Below are 22,259 nucleotides of genomic sequence, written 5' to 3' on the forward strand. Positions count from 1 at the left end.
AATCCAAAGTCACCAAAGGAACGTCGCTAGGTCTTGCAAGTCCCGAAGCGAGAGCCGCAAAACCTAGAAGCACGGCAGAGAACGAACGGCGCAACCGGATCATGGCTATTTCGCAAACCGCTTCCGCGTCAGTGCCAGCGCTATCCAAAACGACCCCACCGCATAAGCCGCCAGCACGGCGAGGTGCCGCAGTGCATCGGTGGGCCACTGATCCATGAACAGGGGGCGCACCAGCGCCACGGCATTGGACAGCGGCAGCCAGTCGGCCACCAAGCGCACCGCCACGGGCAGTTGCTCCAGCGGGAAAAACACGCCGCTCAGAAACATCATGGGCGTGAGAAACAGCGTGAAGTAATACGTGAAAAAGTCGTAGCCCTTGGCCAGCGCATTGAAGATAAGCGCAATACAGCTGAAGGTAATGCCCACACCCAGCAAAATAGGCCATGCCACCAGCAGCTTGGGGCTGTGGCTGATGCTTAAGCCCAACATCACGCCCATGATGGCCGTTACCGTGAACAGCGACTTGAAGGCCGCCCACAGCATCTCGGCCAAGACCACGTTGTCCAGACTCACGGGGGCGTTCATGATGCCGTCCCAGGTCTTTTGCACATGCATCCGGCTGAACGCGGAGTAGAGCGCCTCGAAAGACGCCGACTGCATAGCACTCATGCAAATAGAGCCGCTGGCCAAAAACAAAATGTAGGGCACCTGCTGCCCATTCACCGTAATCTGCCCGACCAGCGCACCCATGCCGTAGCCAAAGGCCACCAGCCACATCAACGGTTCGGCAATATTGCCCACCAGGCTCGGAATAGCCAGCTTGCGCCAGACCAGCAGGTTGCGCGAAAAAACGGGCCAAAAACGCATGGAAAGCTCCGGCGCGCGCCAGATGCTCTGCGGGCGGAAGGGAGAAGGGGCGGTGCTCATATCAGGCGTCCTCGCGGATCTGGCGTCCGGTCAGTTTCAAAAACAAATCTTCCAGGTTGGCGGGGCGGTGCAAGGTGCGCAGTTGCGGATAAGCCGCGAGTGCCTGCAGGAGCGGGGTGGAGTCCTGCGTGTAGAAAAACACGGTCTCGCCGCTCACCTCAACGCGCGCGGCCATGGCGCGCAAGGGGCTCTCCAGCAGCACGTGTGCCCCGACGCCAAAGACCTCCACGACATCGGGCTCCAAGTGGGCTGCAATCAGATCGCGCGGTGTGCCCTCGGCAATTTTTTTGCCATGGTCCAGCACCAGCAGGCGGTTGCACAGGCGCTCGGCCTCGTCCATGAAGTGGGTGGTCAGCAAAATGGATTTGCCTTGTTGCAGCAACACCTGCAAGCGCTCCCACATCAAATGGCGGGCCTGCGGGTCCAAGCCGGTGGTGGGCTCGTCCAGCAGCAGGAGCTTGGGGTCGTTGACCAGCGCGCGTGCCAGGCTCAGGCGCCGGCGCATACCGCCGGAGAGCTCGCCGGGCTTGGCGTTGGCCTTGTGGGTCAGCGCCGCAAACTCCAGCAGCTGCGGAATACGCGCCTTGATGGCGGCATCTTTCATGCCGAAGTAGCGGCCGTAGACCAGCAGGTTTTCGGCGCAGGTGAAGTCGGGGTCCAGGGTGTCGAATTGAGTCACCACACCGAGCTGAGCCTTGATGGCCATGGCCTCATGCGGCATGGGCAAACCCATGGCGGTGATGCTGCCGCCATCCGGCATGGTGTGCCCGAGGCACATGCGGATGGTGGTGGTCTTGCCCGCACCATTGGGGCCGATAACCCCTAAGCACTCGCCGGGGGCAATATCGAAGCTCAGGTTGTTGACCACAACGGCATCGCCGTAGCGCTTGAACAGGTTCTCGACCTTGAAGAAATGGTGGGACATGGTGGCTTACTGGAACGCAACTTCTGCAAAGCTGCGCAGCTTGCGGCTGTGCAGCTGGTCCACACCTTGGTTGCGCAGCAATTCGAGTGCGCGCATGCCAATGCGCAAATGCTGGTCGACCCGCTCACGATAGAAGTGGTTGGCCATGCCGGGCAGTTTGATTTCACCGTGCAGGGGCTTGTCGCTCACGCACAGCAGCGTGCCGTAGGGCACCCGGAAGCGAAAGCCGTTGGCGGCGATGGTGGCACTCTCCATGTCGAGCGCCACAGCGCGGCTCTGGCTGAAGCGGCGCTGGGGCTGGTTGTCGGGCAGCAGCTCCCAATTGCGGTTGTCGGTGCTGGCCACGGTGCCGGTGCGCATGATGCTCTTGAGCGCGGCGCCACTCACTTGGGTGACATCAGCCACGGCTTGCTCCAAGGCGACCTGAATTTCTGCCAAAGCGGGGATCGGCACCCACAGTGGCAACTCTTCGTCCAGCACATGGTCTTCACGCACATAGCCGTGGGCCAGCACATAGTCGCCCAGTTGCTGGCTGTTGCGCAGGCCGGCGCAGTGGCCCAGCATGATCCAGGCGTGCGGGCGCAGCACGGCAATGTGGTCGGTGATGTTTTTGGCATTGGCCGGGCCGACGCCGATGTTCACCATGGTGATGCCGGCGTTGTCGGCGCGCACCAGGTGGTAGCCGGGCATCTGGGGCAGGCGAGGCGGCTCTTTGCCCAAGGCGTCTGCGGCTTCGGCGGACAGGCCGACCCGGCGGGTGACCATGTTGCCGGGCTCCACAAAGGCGATGTATTCGCTCTGAGGGTCTTGCATAGCCTTGCGGCCCAAGGCAATGAACTCGTCGATATAGAACTGGTAGTTGGTAAACAGCACAAAGTTCTGAAAGTGCTCCGGCCCGGTGCCGGTGTAGTGGCGCAGGCGGTGCAAGGAGTAGTCCACACGCGGCGCGGTAAATAGCGAAAGCGGCAGCGCCTCCCCCGGTCGGGGCTGGTAGGTGCCGTTGGCAATGCCGTCGTCCATAGCGGCCAGGTCGGGCAGGTCGAACACATCGCGCATCAGGGTGCGGCGCTCGGCGCTCATCTGACCTTCCACATGATCGTGCTCGGCAAACGAAAAGTGCACCGGAATTGGCTGGTTGCTGGTGGCCACTTCAATCTCGCCGCCGTGGTTTTGCAGCAGCAGGCGGAACTGCTCCAGGTAATAGCGGTGGTACAGGTCGGGCCGCGTGAGCGTGGTCTCGAAGCGGCCGGGGCCGGCCACAAAGCCGAAGCTCAGGCAGGCAATGTCGGCGGCAGCCTTGCGCGACACGGTATCGGTGTGGATGCGCACCAGCGGGTAGCAAGCGCGCACATGGCCGCCCAACTCTTCACCGGCCACAAAGCGCTGCATGGTTTGGCGCAAGTGCGCGATGCCTTGGTCATAAATGGCGTGCACCTGTGCCAGCGCGGCTGCGGCGTCGGTAAAACGGGCGGGAGCAATGAAGTTTGGATGACTGGTCATGTGCCCATTGTGCCGCCTGTAAAGGGGCGTGCCATCTGAAAGGGTATGGAGTAAAGTGTCGGAAAAATGACATGAACAAGCTCCCCGGTGAACGACCCAAAAGACTCCCGCTTTTCTGAAACCGGATTCCCCTCTTTGCAGTGGGAGGATGAGGACTTGGACACGCGCCCGCTCCCCTTCAATGAGCGCCCCCTGCAAGCCCGCATTGACCATGAAATGGCCATCGTGGCGGAGCACCATATCCGGATTGCCCTGGCTATTGAGAAGTTCTGGGGCCACCGGGACTGCGTGGAATACATCCGCACCCTGATCTTGAACGGCGGGTATTCCGATGGCAACACCAACCGCGTGGGGTTCAAGCCGGATGTCGTCTCCGCGTTGATCAACCTCGCCGCGCTGCACCGGGTCGAGTAGGTGCCACGGGAGAGCTGGCGATGAACCTGCCTCACCTGGTCGGAATTCAGCTGTTTCTCTATGCCGTGTTGTGGGCTCTGTGTGCCCGCATTCTGGTCACCGAGCGCCGTGCGGTGCTGCACTATCTGGCTTATGCGGCCATCTCCGGGGTGTCGATCATGCTCATCAGTTGGCGGCCGCTAGGGCCTGTCTGGTGGACGCACACCGCCGCCAGTGCCGCCGGGTTGCTGGGCTTGGTGGCGGCAAGGCGCGGGGTCGAGCTCTTTTTGCAGGTGCGCCCGCGCGAGCTGGAGCATGGTCTGCTGGCGGTGGTGGGCACGGCCTGCCTGGTGTGGATTGGCCCTGATGACGCATCTTCCCGTGTCGGCCTGGTCTCCGCCCTTTCGGGGGCGCTGATGGTGGGCGCCGTGCTGAGCTGCTGGCGCGCATTGCGGCGGGAATTCGGCCTGCGCTTCAGTGTGATGGCGGCGGTGCCTATCGTTGCTATGTTCGTCATCAATGTAGTGCTCGGCTTGCGTGCCTGGAGTGGCCAGACGCTGGTGGCCGAAGGTAGCGGCATGCCCCAGGCGGTGACCTGGACGGTGACCCTGGTGTCCGCAGCAGCATTCAACTTTCTGTTTTTGTTTTTGCTCGGTTTGCGCATGCACCAGAGCCTGCACCGCTTAGCGACGCAGGACCCCCTCACCGGCCTGCTGAACCGGCGTGGCATGCAAACGCTTTTGCAGTCGGAGTGGATGCGGGGCAAGCGCTACAGCGCGCCGTTTTCGGTAATCAGCCTCGATGTGGACCACTTCAAACGGGTGAACGATGAGCATGGGCACGATGGTGGCGACCGCGTGCTGGTCGCCGTTGCCGCCATGCTGCGTCAACATGTCCGGGAAACTGATCGCGTGGCACGCATGGGCGGCGAAGAGTTTCTGGTGCTGATGCCCGGCACCCGCGCCGAAGTTGAAGGCGTTGCGCTGGCAACCCGCTTGCGGGAAGCCCTGAGTCGCACCCCCATTGCAGCCGACACCGGAGCGCGTATTCCGGTGACCGCGAGTTGGGGCGTCTCGGGCATCCTGCCGCAGGATCAAGGTGCGGATGATGTGCTGCGCCGTGCTGACGAGGCGCTCTACCAAGGCAAGCGCAGCGGGCGCGACAAGGTGGTGTTATTCGGCTTGCAAGACATCACGCCCGGCCACGGCGCAGTCCGCACAGAGGCAGGCCAAGCCCCGGGCACCGGCGGGGATCCGGCTTAGCGCCTCGGCGCTGAAATTTACCTGTGTGCACCAGCACGGGCCTTGGGGCTCGCCGGTGGTTTTGGCCAGCTCCATGGCACACAGGTTGGCCTTGCCGCACACAGGGCACACTTCAGGGTTCAGCGTCGGCAGGGCTTTCATGGTGTGGGCAGTGTAGCCCCAGGCCGGCCACGCCGCACACCAGGAGTACACGATGGGCATAGAGATCGAACGCAAGTTTTTAGTGCAGGGCATGGCGTGGCGCAACGGGAGCGGAGTGCTCTACCGGCAGGGTTACCTCAACCGCGACAAGGCGCGCACCGTGCGGGTGCGTATTGCGGGGGATGCCGCTTTTCTCACCATCAAGGGCCAAAGCACCGGCGCCACCCGCGCCGAGTTTGAATACCCGGTGCCCCTGCAGGATGCACAGGCGCTGCTGCCCCTGTGCGACGGCCCGCTGATTGATAAAACCCGCTACATCGTGCTGCATGCCGGCCACCGCTGGGAGGTAGACGAATTTGCCGGTGACAACGCAGGCTTGGTGGTGGCCGAGTTGGAGTTGACCTCAGAAGACGAGGCCTTTGAAGCGCCCCCATGGCTGGGCGAAGAAGTGACGCACGATGCGCGCTATTTCAACTCCAATTTGGCCGCGCACCCATTTTGCAAGTGGCACCGATAAATAGCACTAGGGCGTTGCTGGCAGCGACATGACCCACTGCGCCATCTGCTGCGCCTGGGCCTCGCTGAGCTGCGGGTGGCGGGGCATCAAGGCCCGGCCCCACTCGCCAGCGCCCCCGTTGCGAATTTTGCCGGCCAGGTAGTTCACCGCATCGGGGCGACTCTGGTAGCGGGCCGAGATTTGTTGAAATGCCGGGCCCACATAACGCCGGTCCACCCCATGGCAGCGCATGCAGTCTGACGCGTTGACTGCCGCAAGGCCGGCGGCCAGTGCCGCAGCGGGCGGCGTCGGGGCGGCTAAGTCGCCAGGGCTACTTGCCGACACGGTGGTGCTCTGAACCGTTGGGTTCGGCGCTTTATCGGCCTGCAGGGTGCGCCAGCCCACAATCAACATGCCCGCCACGACCACCAACACCGCAAGGATGAGTGCAGCGGCAAGCCAACGCGGGCGGTGGGGTGGGGTGTCGTCTTCCGGGTGCATGTTCAACGCCTCATCAATCAAAGCCGAGAGTGTCGCGCGAAAGCTATTGCTGGGTGAGGCGCGGGTTTTTAAGTGCCTAATCGGCCTCTAGCCCTCGTAGATATTGCGCAAGCAGCTACTAAAAACGTAGCGCCTGCGCATTGATGAACCGGCTTACGCCGCCTTCACTTTCAGTCGCCAAGCGTGCAACAGCGGCTCGGTGTAACCACTCGGCTGCTCTTTGCCCTTGAACACAAGATCACACGCCGCCTGATAAGCCGCGCCCTTGAAGTTACCCACCATCGGGGTGTAGAGCTTGTCGCCAGCGTTTTGCTTGTCCACTTTGGCGGCCATGCGCTCGAAGGTTTCGGTGATTTGCTCTTTGGTGACCACACCATGGTGCAACCAGTTGGCCATGTGCTGGCTGCTGATGCGCAGCGTCGCACGGTCTTCCATAAGGCCGATATCGTTGATGTCGGGCACCTTGGAGCAACCCACACCCTGGTCCACCCATCGCACCACGTAGCCCAAGATGCCTTGGGCGTTGTTGTCCAGCTCTGCTTGCTTTTCAGCCGCAGTCCAATTCGGGGTAGCAGTCACCGGGATTTGCAGCAGGCTGTCCAGAATGCCGTCGCGGGCCTTTTCGTAGTTGGTCTTTTCCAGCTCCTTCTGCACATCGGCAACCAGCAGCTGGTGGTAGTGCAGGGCGTGCAGGGTGGCGCCGGTGGGGCTGGGCACCCAGGCGGTGTTGGCGCCGGCCTTGGGGTGGGCAATCTTTTGCTCCATCATGGCCTTCATCAGGTCGGGCATGGCCCACATACCCTTGCCGATTTGCGCCTTGCCGCGCAGACCACTGCTCAGGCCCACCAGCACGTTGTTCTTCTCATACGCCGCAATCCAGGCGCTGCTCTTCATGTCCGCCTTGCGGATCATGGGGCCGGCTTGCATGGCGGTGTGCATCTCGTCGCCGGTGCGGTCCAGGAAGCCGGTGTTGATAAACGCCACGCGGCTTTGGGCCGCGGCAATGCAAGCCTTCAGGTTGACGCTGGTGCGGCGCTCTTCGTCCATGATGCCCAGCTTGACCGTGCTGTCGGGCAGGCCCAGCATCTGCTCCACGCGGGTGAACAGCTCGGCGGCAAAGGCCACTTCTGCGGGGCCGTGCATCTTGGGTTTGACGATGTAGACCGAGCCCTTGCGCGAGTTGCGGATGGCGTCCTTCTTGGTCTTCTTGAGGTCATGCAAGGCGATGGTGGTGGTGACCACGGCGTCCAGGATGCCTTCGGGGATTTCTTGTGTGGAGCCATCGGCTGCGGTGTAGGTGATGGCCGGGTTGGTCATCAGGTGGCCTACGTTGCGCACAAACATGAGGCTGCGGCCGTGCAGCTTGACTTCCTTTTTGCCGTCGGGGGCGGTGTACACGCGGTCGCCGTTCAGGCCACGGGTCAGCGTCTTGCCGCCTTTGTCAAACTGCTCGACCAAGGTGCCCTGCAGAATGCCCAGCCAGTTGCCGTAGGCCAGCACCTTGTCTTCGGCGTCCACCACGGCCACGGAGTCTTCCAGGTCCAGGATGGTGGAGAGGGCTGCTTCCAGCACCAGGTCGCTCATGCCGGCAGCATCGGTCTTGCCGATGGGCGTGGCGCGGTTGATGATGATGTCGAGGTGCAAGCCATTGTGTTGCAGCAGCACCGACGATGGGGCCTTGGCGGTGCCCTGAAATCCGATGAACTGGTCCTTGTCGGCCAGTTTGCTGGTGGTGCCGTCTTTCAGCGTGACGACCAAGTCGCCACCCTTGACGGCGTAGCCGGTGGAGCCCACATGCGAGCCTTTTTTGAGCGGGGCGGTGCGGTCCAGCACGTTGCGTGCGTATTCAATCACCTTCTTGCCGCGCTTGGGGTTGTAACCCTTGGGGCCTACTTTTTCGCAACCTTTTTCTTCCGAGATCACGTCAGTGCCATACAGCGCGTCATACAGGCTGCCCCAGCGGGCGTTGGCGGCGTTGAGCGCATAGCGGGCGTTGAGCACGGGCACCACCAGCTGCGGGCCGGCTTGGGTGGCCAGCTCGGCATCCACGTTTTTGGTGGTGATCTTCACCTTCTTCGGGCTTTCGACCAGGTAACCGATCCTCTGCAAAAAGGCCTTGTAGGCTGGCATATCGCTGATGGGGCCGGGGTGTGCGCCGTGCCAGGCGTCCAGCTCGGTTTGCAGGCGGTCGCGCTCGGCCAGCAGGGCAATGTTCTTGGGGGCCAGGTCGGCCACGATGGCGTCGAAGCCTTTCCAGAAGGCCTCGGGCGCAATGCCGGTGCCGGGCAGCACCTTAGATTCAATAAATTGGTGCAGGCTGGTAGCCACTTGCAGGCGGTGGGCTGCGGTGCGGGGCGTCGATGTCGTCATGGTGGGCCTTTCGAGAGAAGGTGCGTTCAACACGGTAAAAAACAGGGGTCGCCCAAGGCAAAGCCTTCAGGCTATGGAGCTACTGTATTCCATCCTTTGCAGATTACTATATGGAAGAACATCAATCGATTTGTGACAAATAAGGATGTAGTCCATGCCTCTACGCCATCTGGTGCTGCTCAAGTTCAAAGCCGATACGGCGCCCGCACAGCTGCAGGCCCTTGAAGCCGCCTTTGCCGCATTGGCAAGCAAGATCAGCGCCGTGCAAAGCCTGGAGTGGGGCACCAATAACAGCCCCGAGGGGCTGGCCAAGGGCTTCACCCACTGCTTCAACCTCACCTTTGCCGACGAGGTCGCCCTCGCAACCTACCTGCCGCACCCCGATCACTTGGCCTTTGTGGAGCAGCTCAAGCCTGCGTTGGAGGATGTGCTGGTGCTTGATTACCCAGTATCGTCCGCAAGTGAAAGTGAAAGTGAACGCGAAGCATCGGTGTGATTCCGCATGGGTCGGGTGGGTTGTGTCCGCACAATCTAGTTGTATGCCATAGCAAACTTGCGGTGCCTCGTTTTGGCCGCCGTTCCGCTCTCTATTTACTAGACGCAAGCCTTGAATAAGGTTGCTACAACTCAAGTTAAGGTGCGGTGCATGGGGTGTGTGGATGTCCGCAGCCTCAACAGAAAGTAAATCATGGAAATTGCGGTGCTTTGGGTGCTCAGTGTGGCCTTGATCATGCTTGGACTGGCGGGAACGGTGCTGCCCGTACTGCCAGGCACACTGCTTGTGTGGGCGGGCATTGGCTTGGGCGCGTGGATTGACGATTTCTCTCGTGTCAGTGTTGCCACTGTCGTGGCGATCAGCGTGCTCGCACTGCTGGCCTGGGGCTTGGACTATGCGGCGGGGATGTTGGGAGCCCACAAGGTGGGAGCCAGTCAATGGGCGTTGCTGGGCGCCGCCATAGGTACGGTTCTGGGGCTTTTCATGGGCGTGGTCGGCGTGCTCTTCATGCCATTGGTGGGGGCTGCAGCCGGTGAATACTTGGCTCGCAAAGATCAAAGCCGCGCCCTCAGGGTTGGGCTGGCCACGTGGGTCGGGATCATGCTGGGGCTTTTGGTCAAGGTGGTGCTGGCTTGCATGATGGTGGGTGTGTTTGTCACCGCGTTGATGGTATGAACCCCACCATGAACACCATCGACGACCTGATCCGTTGGATTCCCGGACAATGGGAAAAAGTCATTCTCACGGTGCTGTCGGTCGGCTTGGCGCTGCTGGCGTCCCACCTATGGGGGCTTTACCTGTCTCGCGGCGAAATGTCTGCGGAAAAGCGGCGGCTCTACTTGGTGTGGGCTCGCAACACCATTTGGTTTGTGGCGTTGCTGATCATTGTGTCGGTGTGGGCTTCGACGATTGCGGGCTTTGCACTGTCGGTGGCGGCAGTGGCAGGTGCCATCCTGATCGTTAGCAAAGAGTTGGTGATGTGCGTGCACGGCTACCTCTATTTGACGGTGGTCCAGCCTTACAAAATTGGGGATGTGATCGAGTTCAACGCGCTGCATGGCAGGGTGGTCGATATCGATATGTTCGCCACGACCCTTGTCGAGTTGGACAAAGCAGGCCAACGCACTGGCAAGGTGGCCGAGTTTCCCAATGGGTTGCTGCTCACCCATCCGGTGGTCAACGCGTCGCCCACAGGTGCCTATGTGTTGCATGCCATTCAGATACCCATTCCTGAGCGCGCAGCGCACAACCTGGACTACATTGAGTCAGCAGCGCTGGCTGCAGCCGACCATGCCACGGCGGCTTGGCGCGAAGAGGCCATGGCCCACTTCCGCAAGGAGACAGAGTCCAACTTTATTGCAATGCCTTCCGGAAAGACCAAGGTTTCTTGGGACTTCTCTGATCCTGAGCACCTGGTGCTCGTTGCACGAATAGCCTGCCCGGTTGAGCAACGCGCCAAGGTCGAGCAAGCCGTGTTCAGACACGTGTGGCGCGCCATTTCGCCTGCGCAGCTTGGGGAGTCTGAGAGCCAGTCCGGCACAGGAGCAGCATGAGCCACAGCACTGGACAGTGCTTACGCGTCACGGGCGGTAGCGCCCATTGCCAAGCGCAGCGCGGCGGAGATCAATCGCGGCGCAATAGGTCACCAAAAACCGTGTAGTCGCCCTCGCGGCGATCAGGCCCGGGTGCGTCGTACAACACCAGCCAACGGGGCTTGTCTCCGCCCAAAGCACTTGGCAGATCGCACAGGGCTTCTGCACGATTCACGCCTCTGCCATGGGGGAGCTCCACAGATTCAGTCAGACTCGACTCAAACCGCGCAGCCTCCTGATTGGCACGCAACACATTTTTAGCACGGGGCCATTTGAAAACGCGGATGTCGCCATTGAGCACCATAGTGGGGCCCGCCAACACATAGAGGTCGTCGCCGGAAAAATGCAGGTCGCGAATCCCCAGGCCATCGAGTTGCAGAAAATGCTTGCGCAACAAAGTGCCGCTGGCGTCCAACGGCACGAGACGAAGGTGGCCGCCATGCGGCTCGACCTCAATTTCTATCAGGGCCGACCAGCCGCGCAGCACGGGCCCGCGCAGGCCGAGGAGAAGTCGTCGCCCGTATACCGCCAGGCCTTCGATGTCAAACCCATTGTCTTTGCCCGGTATGGACATATAGGGTCCTAAGTGGGGATCCGCTGCAAGCGCACGTGTCAGCAGGTTGGATTGCCCATCACCCTTCAACCGTAAGGCGCGCCTCCCATCCTGGGCCTGCCTGACCAGGCAAGGCCGGCCTTGGGAATCAGGCTCCAACGGCAAACATGCCAGCAGCAGGCGGTTTTTATCTAAGGTCACCTTGGCAAGCCGCTTGGCGTTGTCCGCGTGGTCTCGGTCTGGCTTTGCGTTTTTACGCTTCAGGCCGTGAGAGCCGACCACCCACATCCAGCCGTCGGTGACCGCCATGCCCTCTAGGTCGGCCTCTTCGTCGCGAGCGCCGGGCAAGTCCAGCAAGTCAGCGAGGGGAAAGTCGTGCGCGTCGCCAAAGCGCAGAGCTTCATGGCCCACGGGGTCGAGGCGGCGTAGGCGGTCCAGTCCACACGCTTCATCGCCAGCGACCCAGAGCCAATCACCCGTGAAAGCGGCACCGGATAAATTGGTTTGCACCAAAGAACCCGGCGAAAACTCCAGGCGAACGGCGTTGGACTGTCGGGTGTTGGGCATTGGCTGTTCCTCGCGGATGTGAATGTTTGGGGCTATAGCGTTGACATGATTCAGACAATCGCACGCCCGAATCTCTGCGGCAGTGCGAATCCAAGCGATTCGCCGAATGGGTGTAGCCGGTTAGTGGGAGTCCCGTGTCATCCGCTCAGCAAACGAGATACCCATGGCAGACAGTACAAAAGTGAAATGAATAATGGCGACCATCGTCACGACCTGTATGTTCTCGAGACTCAAGTCCGTACTCAAATAGGTTTTGAGAGCGTGCACCCCTGAAATAGAGATGATGGCAAAAGCCAGCTTGAGCTTCAGGTTGTAGGTGTTCACATGATCCAGCCAGTCCGGCTTTTTGATGTCCACTTTGTCGAAGTGCCCGGTCGTGACAAAAAGCGATACGCCGGCTAGTGCTACCACCCACACTAGCTGGGCCACCATGGTCATGTCGACCAGTTCCAGTACTTTGATGATGAGTGCAATCTTCTCCAGATCCCCAAATAGCAGGGTCTGCATCAGCTTGTAGCTCTCCAGCAGGAACTTGCCCAATATGCCAATGATGATGAACACCAGGCCCACGTAAAAAAAGAGCATGCTGAACCGCATGCCGTACAGCAGGGACCCTACCTTGGAGAGAACTTTTTCCATTGTCAATTTACTTTCGTTATAAAGAAGTCGATTTGCGGCCACTGTGATCTATTTTTGTCGCACGCATTGCATTGGGGGGCAGGACAGAGTCGCTAGACCGACGATGGCTGAAAAACCAAACCGGTGTTGCCAAGGTCGGTGCAGTCCCCGCCAACGCCCCAATAAATAGGCGCATGGTAAATCCTACGCCTGCAATGTATCCAACCCGATGATCTACTGCCCTTACCCCGGCGTATGGGCCCTGAGAAGCAGGGCCCGTTGTCGCCGCGCGTGCACAGTACACCATCAAAGCTACTTGTGCTCTGGGCCGATCTTCACGCCCGGGTCTGTTGATAATTGACGTAAAGTTTGTGGCTTGTCTGCTGCCTTGTGGTGTCAGGCAGGCCCCGATGTTTCCGCCCTGCATCCTGCAGGGTATGGCGTTATAGACAGCACCGCATGACTACCGACACCCGTTCTCCCTCCGCTCTCCCCCTCGCAGGCATCCGCGTCGTTGAATTCACCCACATGGTCATGGGGCCCACTTGCGGCATGACGCTCGGTGACTTGGGGGCAGACGTCATCAAGGTCGAACCCTTGGCCGGCGACAGCACGCGCAAGCTGCTGGGCAGCGGCGCGGGCTTCTACCCGCTGTTCAACCGCAACAAAAAGAGCATTGCGGTGGATCTGAAGAGTGCCAAGGGCCGGGAGATCGTGCTCAAGCTGATTGCCACCGCCGACATCGTGAGCGAGAACTTCAAAACCGAGACCATGCAGAAGCTGGGGCTAGACTACGCCTCTCTAAGCAAGCTGGACCCGCGCCTGATTTACGTGAGCCACAAAGGCTTTTTGCCCGGCCCCTACGACCATCGCACGGCGCTGGACGAGGTGGTGCAAATGATGGGCGGCCTGGCCTACATGACCGGGCGCCCCGGCGACCCGCTGCGCGCCGGTAGCAGCGTGAACGACATCATGGGCGGTATCTTTGGCGCAGTGGGCGCCATGGCCGCGCTCATGCAGCGCCAGCAAACCGGCAAGGGCCAGGAGGTGCAAAGTGCGCTTTTCGAGAACAACATCTTTTTGGTGGCCCAGCACATGATGCAGTTCGCCGTGACCGGCAAGGCGGCCGCGCCCATGCCCGAGCGCATCTCGCCCTGGGGCATTTACGACGTGTTCAGCGTCAAAAATAACGAACAAATCTTCCTAGCGGTGGTGGGCGACGGGCAGTGGAAAACCTTTTGCGAGGCCTTTGGCTACACCGACCTGTTTGCTGATGAGCGCATTGCCACCAACAATGGCCGGGTGCTGGCCCGCAGTTGGCTCATGCCGGAACTACGCCAGCGCTTGGGCGACTTCAGCCGGGCCGCATTGAGCGAGCGTTTCGAAAAAGTGGGCCTGCCCTTTGCCCCCATTACCGATCCGCAGCATTTGTTTGACGACCCCCACCTGCAAGCCACCGGTGGCCTGGCGCTCATGGAGCTGCCCGACGGCCGCCAGACGCAAGTGCCCTTGCTCCCGGTAACACTGGGCGGCGAACGCCTGGGCCTGCGGCTGGACCCACCCAAGCTGGGCGAGCACACCGACGCGTTATTGCAAAGTCTGGGCTACAGCGCCGACGACGTAGCTGCACTCCATGCGCAAGGCGTAGTGCTATGAAAATAGGAGCTAATAACGCAATTTCCACGAGGGCTAGAGTGCTGAAGGGCAGTGCGTTTTACGCAGGCCAAGGAGGAGCTCGCAAAGCAGGTGGGGGACACGGAGTAAAACGCGCTGCCCTTCAGCCCATGCATGGATGCCGAGATTCCACCCGGAGCTAACCATGGACAAGCTCAAGCAACTCGAATCCTTCGTCTCGGTCGCCACCCGCGGCAGCCTGACCGCAGCCGCCAATGCCGAGGGCGTAGCGCCCGCCATCATGGGCCGCCGCCTCGACGCGCTCGAAGAGCGCCTGGGCGTGAAGCTGCTGATCCGCACCACCCGGCGCATCACCCTCACCCACGAAGGCAGTGCGTTTCTAGAAGACTGCCAGCGCATCATTGCCGACGTGACTAACGCCGAAGCCAGCGTGAGCGCCGGGGGCGTGAAGGCCGCGGGACATTTGCGCATTACCGCGCCCGCCGGCTTCGGCCGCCGCCACGTGGCGCCGCTGGTGCCGCGCTTTCGGGACTTGCACCCCGAGGTGACCATTTCTCTCAACCTCAGCGACCGCGTGGTGGACATTGCAGGCGAAGGCTTTGACTGCGCGGTGCGCGTGGGCGACATGCCCGACTCGTCGCTGGTGAGCGTGCGCATGGCCGACAACCGGCGCTTGTGCGTGGCCACCCCCGCCTACCTTAAGCGCCACGGCATGCCGCGCACCCCGGCAGATTTGAGCCGCTTCCATTGCCTGACGCTGTCTAGCGACGCCTCGCAAACGCGGGGCTGGGCGTTCAAGTTGCCGGTGGACAGCAAGGGCCCCGGCGGCAAAGAGGGCAAAGAGGGCGAGGTGGTCTACCTCAAGCCCGCCGGTCCGCTGGACTGCAGTGATGGCCAGGTACTGCACGACTGGTGCCTGGCGGGCTACGGCATTGCGTGGCGCAGCACCTGGGAGGTGGAAAACGAGATCGCCGCCGGTCGGCTGGTCGCGGTGCTGGAAGACTACGCCGCCCCGCCCAACGGCATCTACGCTGTCTTCCCCCAGCGCAAACACATGCCCCTGCGCGTGCGGCTGTGGATCGACTTCATCAAGGAGCGCTATAGCGCGCCGGGGTATTGGCAATCGACCTGATTGCTATGAAATGGATAGCTGCTTACGCATTGTCTGAGAGGGTCGGAAGATAAAACGTATCGCTTCGGCTATGGGTTGGCTCCATCACCTACGCACATTTGGATGCGACATGTGTCTTTATGCTGCTGTCGACACAAGAACTAACTGTGCCCCAAATGCAAGCCAACCTTTTCAAGGATGCCGCCTTTGGGGCACACGAGTTGTTTTCGTTGATCTGCGAGTTTGACTAAGCTAGCGGGACGCTCAACCGGGTGGTAACCCGACCGCCTGCAACTGAGCAGCGCTACATGGCTTTACCGGGATACATCAAACAGCAACGTGTGCGGCAGAGTTACAGGCATAGGTTTGGCATTAGGACTCAAAACTTGTATCCGATGGAAACACCGTAAGCGTTCGGATCCAAGGTCACATCTACTGTCTGCCCTGTGGAGAGAGTAGTCTTGGTCTTTAGCGGTGTGTTGCTGTAGAACACATCCACAAACCAATTTTTATCGATGGCATAGGTTGCCCCAATTTGGGCTGTGAAAGTAAACTGCCCATCAATCTTGATTTTGGTCGGCGTTCCACCAGGGTTGGTCAGGCCAGTGAGTGCGCCGCTACCGGTTTCATTGAAAAAGTAAGCATAGGTTGGACCAACGCCGACATACGGACGCAGTGCGGACTTGGGTTCCAAAAAGCGATACTGAAACAGCACCGTCAATGGCAAGGCTGAAACCTTGCCGATTTGCCCCACACCCGCGATAGCACCAGCGCCATACAGTTTGTGCTCAAACGGTAGTGCAAAAGGCAGATCCACGGACAGGTTGTCGGTGTACATGTAGGTGAATCCACCCATCAAGTTGCTGGCGCTGCCTACATCTGTTTTCGAATTGGCAATACTTGGCGCACTGAGGTTACCGCTCTTGACCTGTGGAGCGATTGTGCCGTAGCCACCGCGCACCATCCAGTTACCCGCGCTTTGAGCCAGTGCGACTTGGCTGGCCAGAGCCATAAGTGCACCCGTAGCCACCACTTTGAAAACTTTTATCATGTTCATTTCTTTCGCAAATAAGTGGATTCAGAGCCAGCCGGCGACGGTCATGTCTTTGGCGATCAACTGCGCCAAGAGCTTGTAGCCAAGCGGCGTAGGATGCACCGTGTCAGCAAAAAGGTAGGTAGAGACGTTCGTGGCGCCGCTGGCCAAAGTGTTTGAAGTGTTGCAAACCAAAGAGCTGCCCAATGCATTGGGTGATGGGGAGGTAAGGTCGCATGCAGCAGCAGAAACATTCGTCAAACCGTATTGGCCGGGGTTGGCCACTTGGTCTGCACTGATGGTGTAGGCATCTACAAGTTTTATCTTGCTATTACTACCCAGGCCCGTTGCTAGCGCTGTGTTGAAGGATTGAACCATCGTATTGATCACACTGCGCATGCCTGCATTGCCAGCTTCTTGTTGGTCACCAAACGGAGTGCGGCTGAGGTTAGGTAGGTTGACCACGACCACATACTTCGCGCCGTTGGAAATAATCTGTGTGTTGATCAGGTTGGCTAGTTGGGTCCCAGCAGTCGCCATTTTGGTGTTCATGACAGTAACGGCGTCATTGAACCCAGTGACCCCTGCTACATCCCCTGCTGACCATCCAGCTACACCTTGGGCATAAGTTGCGAAACTGCCTGTCCCAAGCACACTAAGTACGCCCAATTGGATAAACGCATCGTTCCCCCCGGCCATTACTGTGACCAATTCACTGCCGGTGAAGTTGCCGTGGCGTGTGATGTGGTCAGTGATTTGATTGGTAACAGGCTCAGTCAATTGGCCAAGGGCCGCGCTAGCCGTCAGATTCTTGTTTCCAGGGCCGATTGCACCGGTAACGCGAGATCCGCCTTGCGCATAGTTATAGCAGGTGTTGATAGCCGTGCGGGCCACAACAAATGAAGGTACTGTGCCGTTGCCATCAAGTCCCGTTACGGCAGCGCATGGTGCAGTAAGTCGGAGTTGCTGTGCAATTATTTCAGTCCAATTCTTAGCACTCGCCGAGTTGACGGTGTATTTCCCTCCGCCCATAGCCGCAACGCCTCCAACTTTGTAGGCGCCCACATCGCTCAAGCTATCGCCGAACGACACCATTCTGCTAAAAGTGACTTTAGGCGATTGATCGCCATCACCGCCTCCACAAGCGGCAAGAGTTGCCGCCGCTACCAGCGCTAAGGCTAGGTTCTTGAAAACTTGCATAAGATTCTCCAACGGAAAAAAGAACGACCGTGCTTTTTTAGAGCAAGCTAATCGTAGTTTTTCATTTGCAAGATGAACATTGGGGCTTACCCCCTGAACTTGAATTCCAAACGCTAAAAAGATGCATGGAGAGGGTGCTGAATTTTCAAATAGCTTTGACGTCCGTAGATTGAGGGTTAGCGGCAATCCAAACGCGAGTGTGCTCATACTCAATCAGCGGTTTCGGATGCGCGCGCGCATGCACCCTTGGATGCCCACGCGGTATACCGAAGGGAACAACTGCCGCACCGATCTAACCAGAGTTCCTGTGACCATCCGGGGGAAAATTTCAAATTGAGTTGATCTATTTGCAGTAACCCGGCTGCACACCACGCTCTTGTGCGAGGGCTGTGTATATTTGGCAGACGTCCAGCGGATCGATGAAGGTGTGACCATCTCGCTCAGCCTCAGCCTCAGCGACATCGTGGCGAATATTGAGTGCTAAGGCCTTGACTGCCCGATGCATAAAGAAAATTTGCCGACCCTTCGCTGAAGAGAATGCACTTTTCCGACCAACGTCGCCCGCGCACGGAAGCGCCGCCCGGCTTACCGGCATCTACGCCGTCTTCCCCCAACGAAAACACATGCCTCTGCGGGTGCGCATGTGGATCGACTACATCAAGGAACACTATAGTGCGCCGGGGTATTGGAACAAGCCTTGAAAGAGTTCAAATTGCTATAGAATTGATAGCTGTTCGCGCATATCCCACGAGTGCTAGTGGCCAAAACAAGCAAAAAGCCGGTCTACCTGGGTAGAACCGGCTTTTTCATGGGCGAGACGGGCGAATTACTGGACGTCGACTTCCAAAGGAACGTCAAACGGATCGTCCAGGCTGTCGCTCTCCATCATGGCGATTTCGGCGCACTGCACGCCGTTGAGCTGGTGGCGGTAGGCCAGAAAGGCGTGGCGGGCGTTGGCCTCGTCGTCGCCTTCGTCATCAGCTGCGGCAGCGGCCAGATGGTGTTTGGCGGCGGCCTGAAAGTGGTGGGCTGCCATGCGGTGGTAGTCGGCGATGGTCTCGAAATCCTCGTCCACCAGATCGTCTGCTACGGCGTCGGCCACGGGGGAAGTGTCTTGGGTCATGCAGGGCTCGCTTTTTTTGAAACACGGCAAGGCGCCGTGTCCACAGCGTGCACCCCGGCCGTGAATCTTGTGTGACAGCGGCGCGAGGCTTTTGCGACGCTTGGCGCCCTACACCAAACCCCAGTCGCGTGCGCCCTTGTACCCCGGGAATATGGTCTTGAGCTGGCTGTCGCTCAGGCCCCACTGGCGCTGGAAGATGCCGCCCAGCACGCTGCGGTATTCATTGAGCACCGCGTAGTCGCGGTTCTGGAACAAGGTGGCCGCCGTCATGGGCACTTGCTCGCCGACCACTTGCTTGCCGCGCACTGCGCCCCCCAGCACCCACATCACACTGCCATGGCCGTGGTCGGTGCCGCGGTTGCCGTTCTGGCGGAAGGTGCGGCCGAACTCGCTCATGACCACCACCACGGTGTTGCGCCAGGCGCTGCCCATCTCTTGCGAAAAAGCGGCCAGGCCTTGGCCCAACTCGTCGAGGCGGCTGGCTAGGTAGCCGGTGGCGCCGCCTTGGGCGACGTGGGTGTCCCAGCCGCCCACATCCACAAAGCCCAGTGCGTATTGCTCGCGCATCAGGCGGGCAATGCGGCGGGCTTCGAGCTCAAAGCCTTTGGCGGTGATGGCGCCGCGGCTGGCAGCGTCCATTTCGGCCGACATTTCGCGCATCACCTGGTCGCGCACCGCAAAGCCGCTTTGCACCGTGCCCTCCAGGCCAGTGCCTTTGTACATGGCGGCAATGATGCTGCTCTGGCGCGTGTCGACCGAGGGCTTGCTCAGGTTGCGCAGGCTGGTGTTGGGCACCCGCAGGCTGCCCTGCAGGGCGATGGGCAACTGGTCGGTAAACGCCATAGGGGCGGCAGGTTTCGGACCTTGCAGCTGCGTGGCGAGCCGGTTTAAAAAACCCGAGCCGTATTGGATGCTGCTGTTGTTGAGCTGGCCCAGCTCGATGCTGTCTTGCGTCTCAAAATGGCTGCGCGAGAGGTCGTCGGTGCCACTGAAAGGCACAAAGGCCAACTCACCTTGCTGGTAGAGCGGGTAGAGCGTTTCGCGCAGCGCGGGGTGCAGGCCCCAATCGGCGGTGAGGGGCAAGGCGCTGGCCAAGTCGGCGGACGGCTTGGCAATCGCAATCTCGGGCCGCACCTCGTAATAAAAGCTGCTGCTGGTGGGCACCAGCAGGCTGGCCGCGTCCATGCCGCCCCGCAGGAAAACAAACAAAAACTTGGGTGCGCCAGTGCCTGCAGCCGAAGCCGTTGCACTGGCGGCATGCAGCTGCACCCCGGGAATGCCCAGCGCTGTAGCCGCTGCGGTGGTGTGCAAAGCTTGGCGTAAAAAGTGACGACGTTGCATGACGGACTCCGGTGGGGGCCTTGGGCAGATGGGCGCTTAACGGCGCATGGATTCGGGTGCTGCGAGCAGGAAGGTATTCCATTCCTGCGGCGAAGTGGCCTGGTCCAGCGCAGCGCGTGTGGCCGGGCTCAAGGTGCCCTGAATGGCCTGGTAATACAGCGCGTTGGCCAGCTGGGGGAAAGCTGGTTTCTCGGTGGGTTGCGGTCCATCGGTTTTAAAGAGGCCGGCACTGCCCGAACCAATAGCCTTGGCGATCTCAAAGCGGGTGTTGAGCTGGCCCGCGCTGTCCCAGCCCGAGGCCACCATGGGGTAGCCGTCCGGCGTCTGGCGGCCATAGAGCGGCTCGCCCATGCGGTTGATCCAGTTGAGCACCGGCCCGACATTGAGAATCACCTTGTCGTCATAGGCCAGCCGCACCGAGGACACCACATAGCGCACCGGGTCCTTGAATTTGGCGGGCGGTGCGTTCACAAATTCGGGCGCGGTGAACAAGGTCTCCAATACTTTGGCGATCTGGCCGTCGGTCGCCTTCCACGTGGCGGCCATGCGGTCTATCAGGGCTTGGGGCGGATTGTCGGACAGCCAGTAGGTCGCCAGCTTGCGGCTGATAAAGCGCGCGGTAGACGGATGGCGGGCCAGCGTGTCCAGCGCGGCGTCTACTTCGCCCAGGCCTTCGCCGGCTACCGGGCTGCCCAGAAGGGTTTTGGGGCCGGTGTCGTGGCGCTGCGGGTTGAACTCAAACACACCGCGGCGCACATAAAGGCGGTTGAGCTCCTTGCGCAGGTTGGGGTTGCCGGTGTTCATGTTCACACCTACACCGGTGAGCACGCGGGCCAGTTCCTGAACGTCTTTCTGGCTGTAGCCGCCATCTACGCCCAGGGTGTGCAACTCCATCAACTCGCGCGCAAAGTTTTCATTGATGCGGCCGGCGGCGTTCTGGTCGTTGTCCAGGTAGCGCAGCATGGCCGGGTGGTAGGTCACGGCACCCAGCAGATCGCGGAAGCGCCCTAGGGCGTGCGGGCGCAGGGCGCTGTTTTCATAGTCGCCCAGCATGGCGCGCAGGTTGTGTTTGCCGAGGTGCACATTGAAGTGGTTCAGCCAGAACCAAGTCATCTGCTCCTGGACCTGGGCCGGGCTGTAGATCGCGCGCAGCAAGTGGCGGGTGGCTGACTCGCGCGCCAAGCGCGTGAGATCTTGCTGGTAGGCCTGTTGGGCGGCTTTCTTCTGGGCGTCGTCTTTCAACGCGTCAGCGTCTTTGCGCTGCTGCTCCATTTTGAGCACCAGGTCGGTCAAGCTGGTCTGGCTGATGGTCATGCTGCGCACAGCGTCGCGCGCGGGCTCGGGCAACACTGCATCCCGAGGCTGAAGTTGCTGCTGCAACCATGCGGCTTGCCCCTGCAGCTCCACTTGGCGGGCGGTGTGGCTGTTGGCGCCCCAGGTTACCCGGTTCAGCCACTGGTAGCTTTGCGGGGTGGCAGGCGCTGCTGCGCTGTCGGACGCGGCGGGTGGCAGCGGGGCACAGGCCTGCAGGGTGGCCAGTGCCGCGCACAGCCACAGCGGGGCCCAGGAGCGGGCGGGGTGGAACATGCGTTTCATGCTGCGCATCGTAGCGCCGCACCACGCACGGCACCAACTGTTACTTTTGTAAAGCTGTCAGGCTTTGCCGAATTCAGCGCCCAGTTCACCGGCGCGCTGGTGCGCGGCAAACAGGGCTTTGGCGAACAGGTCTTTGACGCCGCTCTCGTCCATGGACGTGATGGCCGCATACGTAGTGCCGCCCTTGGACGTGACCTTTGCGCGCAGGGTTTCCGGCGGCTCGGTCGATGCGCGAGCCAGCTCGCCCGCACCAATGAAGGTGGCCACGGCCAGCTGGTAGGCCTGCTCGCGCTCCAGGCCCATGCGGGCGCCTGCGTCGGTCATGGCTTCCATGAAATAGAACATATAGGCCGGGCCGGAGCCGCTGATGGCGGTGACCGCATCCAGTTGAGCCTCGGCGGTCAGCCACACGGTCGCGCCGGTGGTGGCAATCACCTCATTGGCCCAGTCTTTGTCGGCCTGGGTCACGGCAGGGCGGGCGTACAGCGCGGTGATGCCCTTGCCGATGAGGGCGGGAGTGTTCGGCATGGTGCGGATGATGCGCTCGCTACCCAGCCACTGCGCAATGCTGGCGCTGGTGATGCCGGCCGCCACGCTCAGGTGCAGGGCGTTTTGGTTATGGGCGCGCACCGCAGCGGCGGCTTCTTTGAACGTCTGGGGTTTCACGGCCCAGACGATCAAGTCGGCGCCTGCCAAGAACGCACCAGCTTCTGCCTGTGGAGAGAGGCCAAAGTCCTTGGCCAAGCGCGCGCGGGCCTCGTCCCAGGGTTCCACCACGTCAATGTCGGCGGCGGAGAAGCCTTGGCGAATCAGCCCGCCGATGATGGCGCTGGCCATATTGCCGCCGCCGATGAATGCAATGCGCTTGCCCATGTGGAG

Annotated in this window: 22 protein-coding genes and 1 pseudogene; 9 read left to right on the forward strand and 14 right to left on the reverse strand. The window is 60.6% G+C overall.

Features of this window, described 5'->3' with window-relative positions:
• Positions 1-105: 105 nt before the first annotated feature.
• The 3 genes from QZW03_RS14945 to QZW03_RS14955 are packed head-to-tail and all read right to left on the reverse strand — an operon-like array spanning position 106 to position 3,352.
• Positions 106-927, reverse strand: a complete 822-nt coding sequence (locus QZW03_RS14945) for an ABC transporter permease (protein ID WP_296510814.1) — start codon at positions 925-927, stop codon at positions 106-108.
• Between the two features lies 1 nt (position 928).
• Positions 929-1,852 carry an ATP-binding cassette domain-containing protein gene (locus tag QZW03_RS14950; RefSeq protein WP_296510815.1) on the reverse strand — a complete coding sequence of 308 codons (924 nt, stop codon included), beginning with the start codon at positions 1,850-1,852 and terminating at the stop codon, positions 929-931.
• A 6-nt stretch (positions 1,853-1,858) separates the two neighbouring features.
• The gene (locus tag QZW03_RS14955; protein WP_296510816.1) at positions 1,859-3,352 is read right to left on the reverse strand and encodes an AMP nucleosidase; all 1,494 of its coding nucleotides are present in this window, start codon (positions 3,350-3,352) and stop codon (positions 1,859-1,861) included.
• A gap of 87 nt (positions 3,353-3,439) precedes the next feature.
• On the opposite strand from QZW03_RS14955, the gene QZW03_RS14960 reads away from it, so the two are divergent.
• Positions 3,440-3,766 (forward strand): hypothetical protein, encoded by a 327-nt coding sequence (locus QZW03_RS14960; protein ID WP_296510817.1) that lies wholly within the window; start codon positions 3,440-3,442, stop codon positions 3,764-3,766.
• A gap of 20 nt (positions 3,767-3,786) precedes the next feature.
• Entirely contained in the window at positions 3,787-5,007 is a 1,221-nt protein-coding gene (locus tag QZW03_RS14965; protein ID WP_296510818.1) for a GGDEF domain-containing protein, read from the forward strand.
• Here the strand turns inward: QZW03_RS14965 and QZW03_RS14970 are convergent.
• Positions 4,918-5,241: a cysteine-rich CWC family protein gene (locus tag QZW03_RS14970; protein WP_366481777.1), complete on the reverse strand. Its 324-nt coding sequence runs from the start codon at positions 5,239-5,241 to the stop codon at positions 4,918-4,920. The two genes, QZW03_RS14965 and QZW03_RS14970, sit on opposite strands and share 90 nt — an antisense overlap.
• Between QZW03_RS14970 and QZW03_RS14975 the strand changes: the two genes are divergently transcribed.
• A complete protein-coding gene (locus QZW03_RS14975) occupies positions 5,201-5,665 on the forward strand; it encodes a CYTH domain-containing protein (protein WP_296510819.1) in 465 nt (154 codons plus the stop codon). The genes QZW03_RS14970 and QZW03_RS14975 overlap by 41 nt on opposite strands.
• Positions 5,666-5,671: 6 nt before the next feature.
• Here the strand turns inward: QZW03_RS14975 and QZW03_RS14980 are convergent, their stop codons facing one another.
• Positions 5,672-6,145 carry a c-type cytochrome gene (locus tag QZW03_RS14980; protein WP_296510820.1) on the reverse strand — a complete coding sequence of 158 codons (474 nt, stop codon included), beginning with the start codon at positions 6,143-6,145 and terminating at the stop codon, positions 5,672-5,674.
• 153 nt (positions 6,146-6,298) lie between these two features.
• Positions 6,299-8,515 (reverse strand): malate synthase G, encoded by a 2,217-nt coding sequence (locus QZW03_RS14985; RefSeq protein WP_296510821.1) that lies wholly within the window; start codon positions 8,513-8,515, stop codon positions 6,299-6,301.
• A 154-nt stretch (positions 8,516-8,669) separates the two neighbouring features.
• Here QZW03_RS14985 and QZW03_RS14990 point away from each other — a divergent pair, with 154 nt between their 5' ends.
• The 3 genes from QZW03_RS14990 (at position 8,670) to QZW03_RS15000 (ending at position 10,564) form a co-directional block, all read left to right on the forward strand.
• Entirely contained in the window at positions 8,670-9,011 is a 342-nt protein-coding gene (locus QZW03_RS14990) for a Dabb family protein (RefSeq protein ID WP_296510822.1), read from the forward strand.
• Between the two features lie 192 nt (positions 9,012-9,203).
• Positions 9,204-9,686: a DUF456 domain-containing protein gene (locus tag QZW03_RS14995; RefSeq protein WP_296510823.1), complete on the forward strand. Its 483-nt coding sequence runs from the start codon at positions 9,204-9,206 to the stop codon at positions 9,684-9,686.
• A gap of 8 nt (positions 9,687-9,694) precedes the next feature.
• Positions 9,695-10,564, forward strand: a complete 870-nt coding sequence (locus QZW03_RS15000; RefSeq protein ID WP_296510824.1) for a mechanosensitive ion channel domain-containing protein — start codon at positions 9,695-9,697, stop codon at positions 10,562-10,564.
• Positions 10,565-10,634: 70 nt separating this feature from the next.
• Here QZW03_RS15000 and QZW03_RS15005 read toward each other — a convergent pair whose 3' ends face one another.
• On the reverse strand, positions 10,635-11,723 hold the full coding sequence (locus QZW03_RS15005; RefSeq protein ID WP_296510825.1) for a DUF3616 domain-containing protein: 1,089 nt from the start codon (positions 11,721-11,723) through the stop codon (positions 10,635-10,637).
• 120 nt (positions 11,724-11,843) lie between these two features.
• A complete protein-coding gene (locus QZW03_RS15010; RefSeq protein ID WP_296510826.1) occupies positions 11,844-12,362 on the reverse strand; it encodes a YqhA family protein in 519 nt (172 codons plus the stop codon).
• Positions 12,363-12,800: 438 nt separating this feature from the next.
• Between QZW03_RS15010 and QZW03_RS15015 the strand changes: the two genes are divergently transcribed.
• Both QZW03_RS15015 and QZW03_RS15020 read left to right on the forward strand, forming a co-directional pair.
• Positions 12,801-13,997, forward strand: a complete 1,197-nt coding sequence (locus QZW03_RS15015) for a CaiB/BaiF CoA-transferase family protein (protein ID WP_296510827.1) — start codon at positions 12,801-12,803, stop codon at positions 13,995-13,997.
• Positions 13,998-14,160: 163 nt separating this feature from the next.
• Positions 14,161-15,108, forward strand: coding sequence for a LysR family transcriptional regulator (locus tag QZW03_RS15020; RefSeq protein ID WP_296510828.1), 948 nt, complete (start codon positions 14,161-14,163; stop codon positions 15,106-15,108).
• Between the two features lie 358 nt (positions 15,109-15,466).
• Here QZW03_RS15020 and QZW03_RS15025 read toward each other — a convergent pair whose 3' ends face one another.
• Together QZW03_RS15025 and QZW03_RS15030 are read right to left on the reverse strand one after the other, a co-directional pair.
• The gene (locus QZW03_RS15025; RefSeq protein ID WP_296510829.1) at positions 15,467-16,144 is read right to left on the reverse strand and encodes an OmpW family outer membrane protein; all 678 of its coding nucleotides are present in this window, start codon (positions 16,142-16,144) and stop codon (positions 15,467-15,469) included.
• A gap of 21 nt (positions 16,145-16,165) precedes the next feature.
• Positions 16,166-17,527, reverse strand: a complete 1,362-nt coding sequence (locus tag QZW03_RS15030) for an SGNH/GDSL hydrolase family protein (RefSeq protein ID WP_296510830.1) — start codon at positions 17,525-17,527, stop codon at positions 16,166-16,168.
• 383 nt (positions 17,528-17,910) lie between these two features.
• Here QZW03_RS15030 and QZW03_RS15035 point away from each other — a divergent pair.
• A pseudogene (locus QZW03_RS15035) lies at positions 17,911-18,021 on the forward strand (LysR family transcriptional regulator); the annotation flags it as partial.
• Between the two features lie 125 nt (positions 18,022-18,146).
• On the opposite strand, the gene QZW03_RS15040 reads toward QZW03_RS15035, so the two are convergent.
• The 4 genes from QZW03_RS15040 to proC all read right to left on the reverse strand — a co-directional run bounded on the left by QZW03_RS15040 (position 18,147) and on the right by proC (position 22,253).
• On the reverse strand, positions 18,147-18,443 hold the full coding sequence (locus QZW03_RS15040) for a hypothetical protein (protein WP_296510831.1): 297 nt from the start codon (positions 18,441-18,443) through the stop codon (positions 18,147-18,149).
• Between the two features lie 108 nt (positions 18,444-18,551).
• Positions 18,552-19,784 (reverse strand): DUF1501 domain-containing protein, encoded by a 1,233-nt coding sequence (locus QZW03_RS15045; RefSeq protein WP_296510832.1) that lies wholly within the window; start codon positions 19,782-19,784, stop codon positions 18,552-18,554.
• Positions 19,785-19,820: 36 nt separating this feature from the next.
• Positions 19,821-21,380, reverse strand: coding sequence for a DUF1800 domain-containing protein (locus QZW03_RS15050; RefSeq protein ID WP_296510833.1), 1,560 nt, complete (start codon positions 21,378-21,380; stop codon positions 19,821-19,823).
• A gap of 57 nt (positions 21,381-21,437) precedes the next feature.
• A complete protein-coding gene (gene proC / locus QZW03_RS15055) occupies positions 21,438-22,253 on the reverse strand; it encodes a pyrroline-5-carboxylate reductase (protein WP_296510834.1) in 816 nt (271 codons plus the stop codon).
• Between the last annotated feature and the right edge of the window lie 6 nt (positions 22,254-22,259).

This window comes from Rhodoferax sp. (assembly GCF_013297935.1).
In the GTDB taxonomy this organism is placed as follows: domain Bacteria; phylum Pseudomonadota; class Gammaproteobacteria; order Burkholderiales; family Burkholderiaceae_C; genus Allorhodoferax.

Coding starts and splice junctions, on each gene's coding strand:
- QZW03_RS15050 (WP_296510833.1), bottom strand. CDS start 21,380: ATGAAACGCATGTTCCACCCCGCCCGCTCCTGGGCCCCGCTGTGGCTG.
- QZW03_RS14985 (WP_296510821.1), bottom strand. CDS start 8,515: ATGACGACATCGACGCCCCGCACCGCAGCCCACCGCCTGCAAGTGGCT.
- QZW03_RS14950 (WP_296510815.1), bottom strand. CDS start 1,852: ATGTCCCACCATTTCTTCAAGGTCGAGAACCTGTTCAAGCGCTACGGC.
- QZW03_RS14975 (WP_296510819.1), top strand. CDS start 5,201: ATGGGCATAGAGATCGAACGCAAGTTTTTAGTGCAGGGCATGGCGTGG.
- QZW03_RS14965 (WP_296510818.1), top strand. CDS start 3,787: ATGAACCTGCCTCACCTGGTCGGAATTCAGCTGTTTCTCTATGCCGTG.
- QZW03_RS15015 (WP_296510827.1), top strand. CDS start 12,801: ATGACTACCGACACCCGTTCTCCCTCCGCTCTCCCCCTCGCAGGCATC.
- QZW03_RS15005 (WP_296510825.1), bottom strand. CDS start 11,723: ATGCCCAACACCCGACAGTCCAACGCCGTTCGCCTGGAGTTTTCGCCG.
- QZW03_RS15040 (WP_296510831.1), bottom strand. CDS start 18,443: ATGACCCAAGACACTTCCCCCGTGGCCGACGCCGTAGCAGACGATCTG.
- QZW03_RS15030 (WP_296510830.1), bottom strand. CDS start 17,527: ATGAGCACACTCGCGTTTGGATTGCCGCTAACCCTCAATCTACGGACG.
- QZW03_RS14955 (WP_296510816.1), bottom strand. CDS start 3,352: ATGACCAGTCATCCAAACTTCATTGCTCCCGCCCGTTTTACCGACGCC.
- QZW03_RS14990 (WP_296510822.1), top strand. CDS start 8,670: ATGCCTCTACGCCATCTGGTGCTGCTCAAGTTCAAAGCCGATACGGCG.
- QZW03_RS14980 (WP_296510820.1), bottom strand. CDS start 6,145: ATGCACCCGGAAGACGACACCCCACCCCACCGCCCGCGTTGGCTTGCC.
- QZW03_RS14945 (WP_296510814.1), bottom strand. CDS start 927: ATGAGCACCGCCCCTTCTCCCTTCCGCCCGCAGAGCATCTGGCGCGCG.
- QZW03_RS15020 (WP_296510828.1), top strand. CDS start 14,161: ATGGACAAGCTCAAGCAACTCGAATCCTTCGTCTCGGTCGCCACCCGC.
- proC (WP_296510834.1), bottom strand. CDS start 22,253: ATGGGCAAGCGCATTGCATTCATCGGCGGCGGCAATATGGCCAGCGCC.
- QZW03_RS15010 (WP_296510826.1), bottom strand. CDS start 12,362: ATGGAAAAAGTTCTCTCCAAGGTAGGGTCCCTGCTGTACGGCATGCGG.
- QZW03_RS15025 (WP_296510829.1), bottom strand. CDS start 16,144: ATGAACATGATAAAAGTTTTCAAAGTGGTGGCTACGGGTGCACTTATG.
- QZW03_RS15045 (WP_296510832.1), bottom strand. CDS start 19,784: ATGCAACGTCGTCACTTTTTACGCCAAGCTTTGCACACCACCGCAGCG.
- QZW03_RS14970 (WP_366481777.1), bottom strand. CDS start 5,241: ATGCCCTGCACTAAAAACTTGCGTTCGATCTCTATGCCCATCGTGTAC.
- QZW03_RS14995 (WP_296510823.1), top strand. CDS start 9,204: ATGGAAATTGCGGTGCTTTGGGTGCTCAGTGTGGCCTTGATCATGCTT.
- QZW03_RS15000 (WP_296510824.1), top strand. CDS start 9,695: ATGAACACCATCGACGACCTGATCCGTTGGATTCCCGGACAATGGGAA.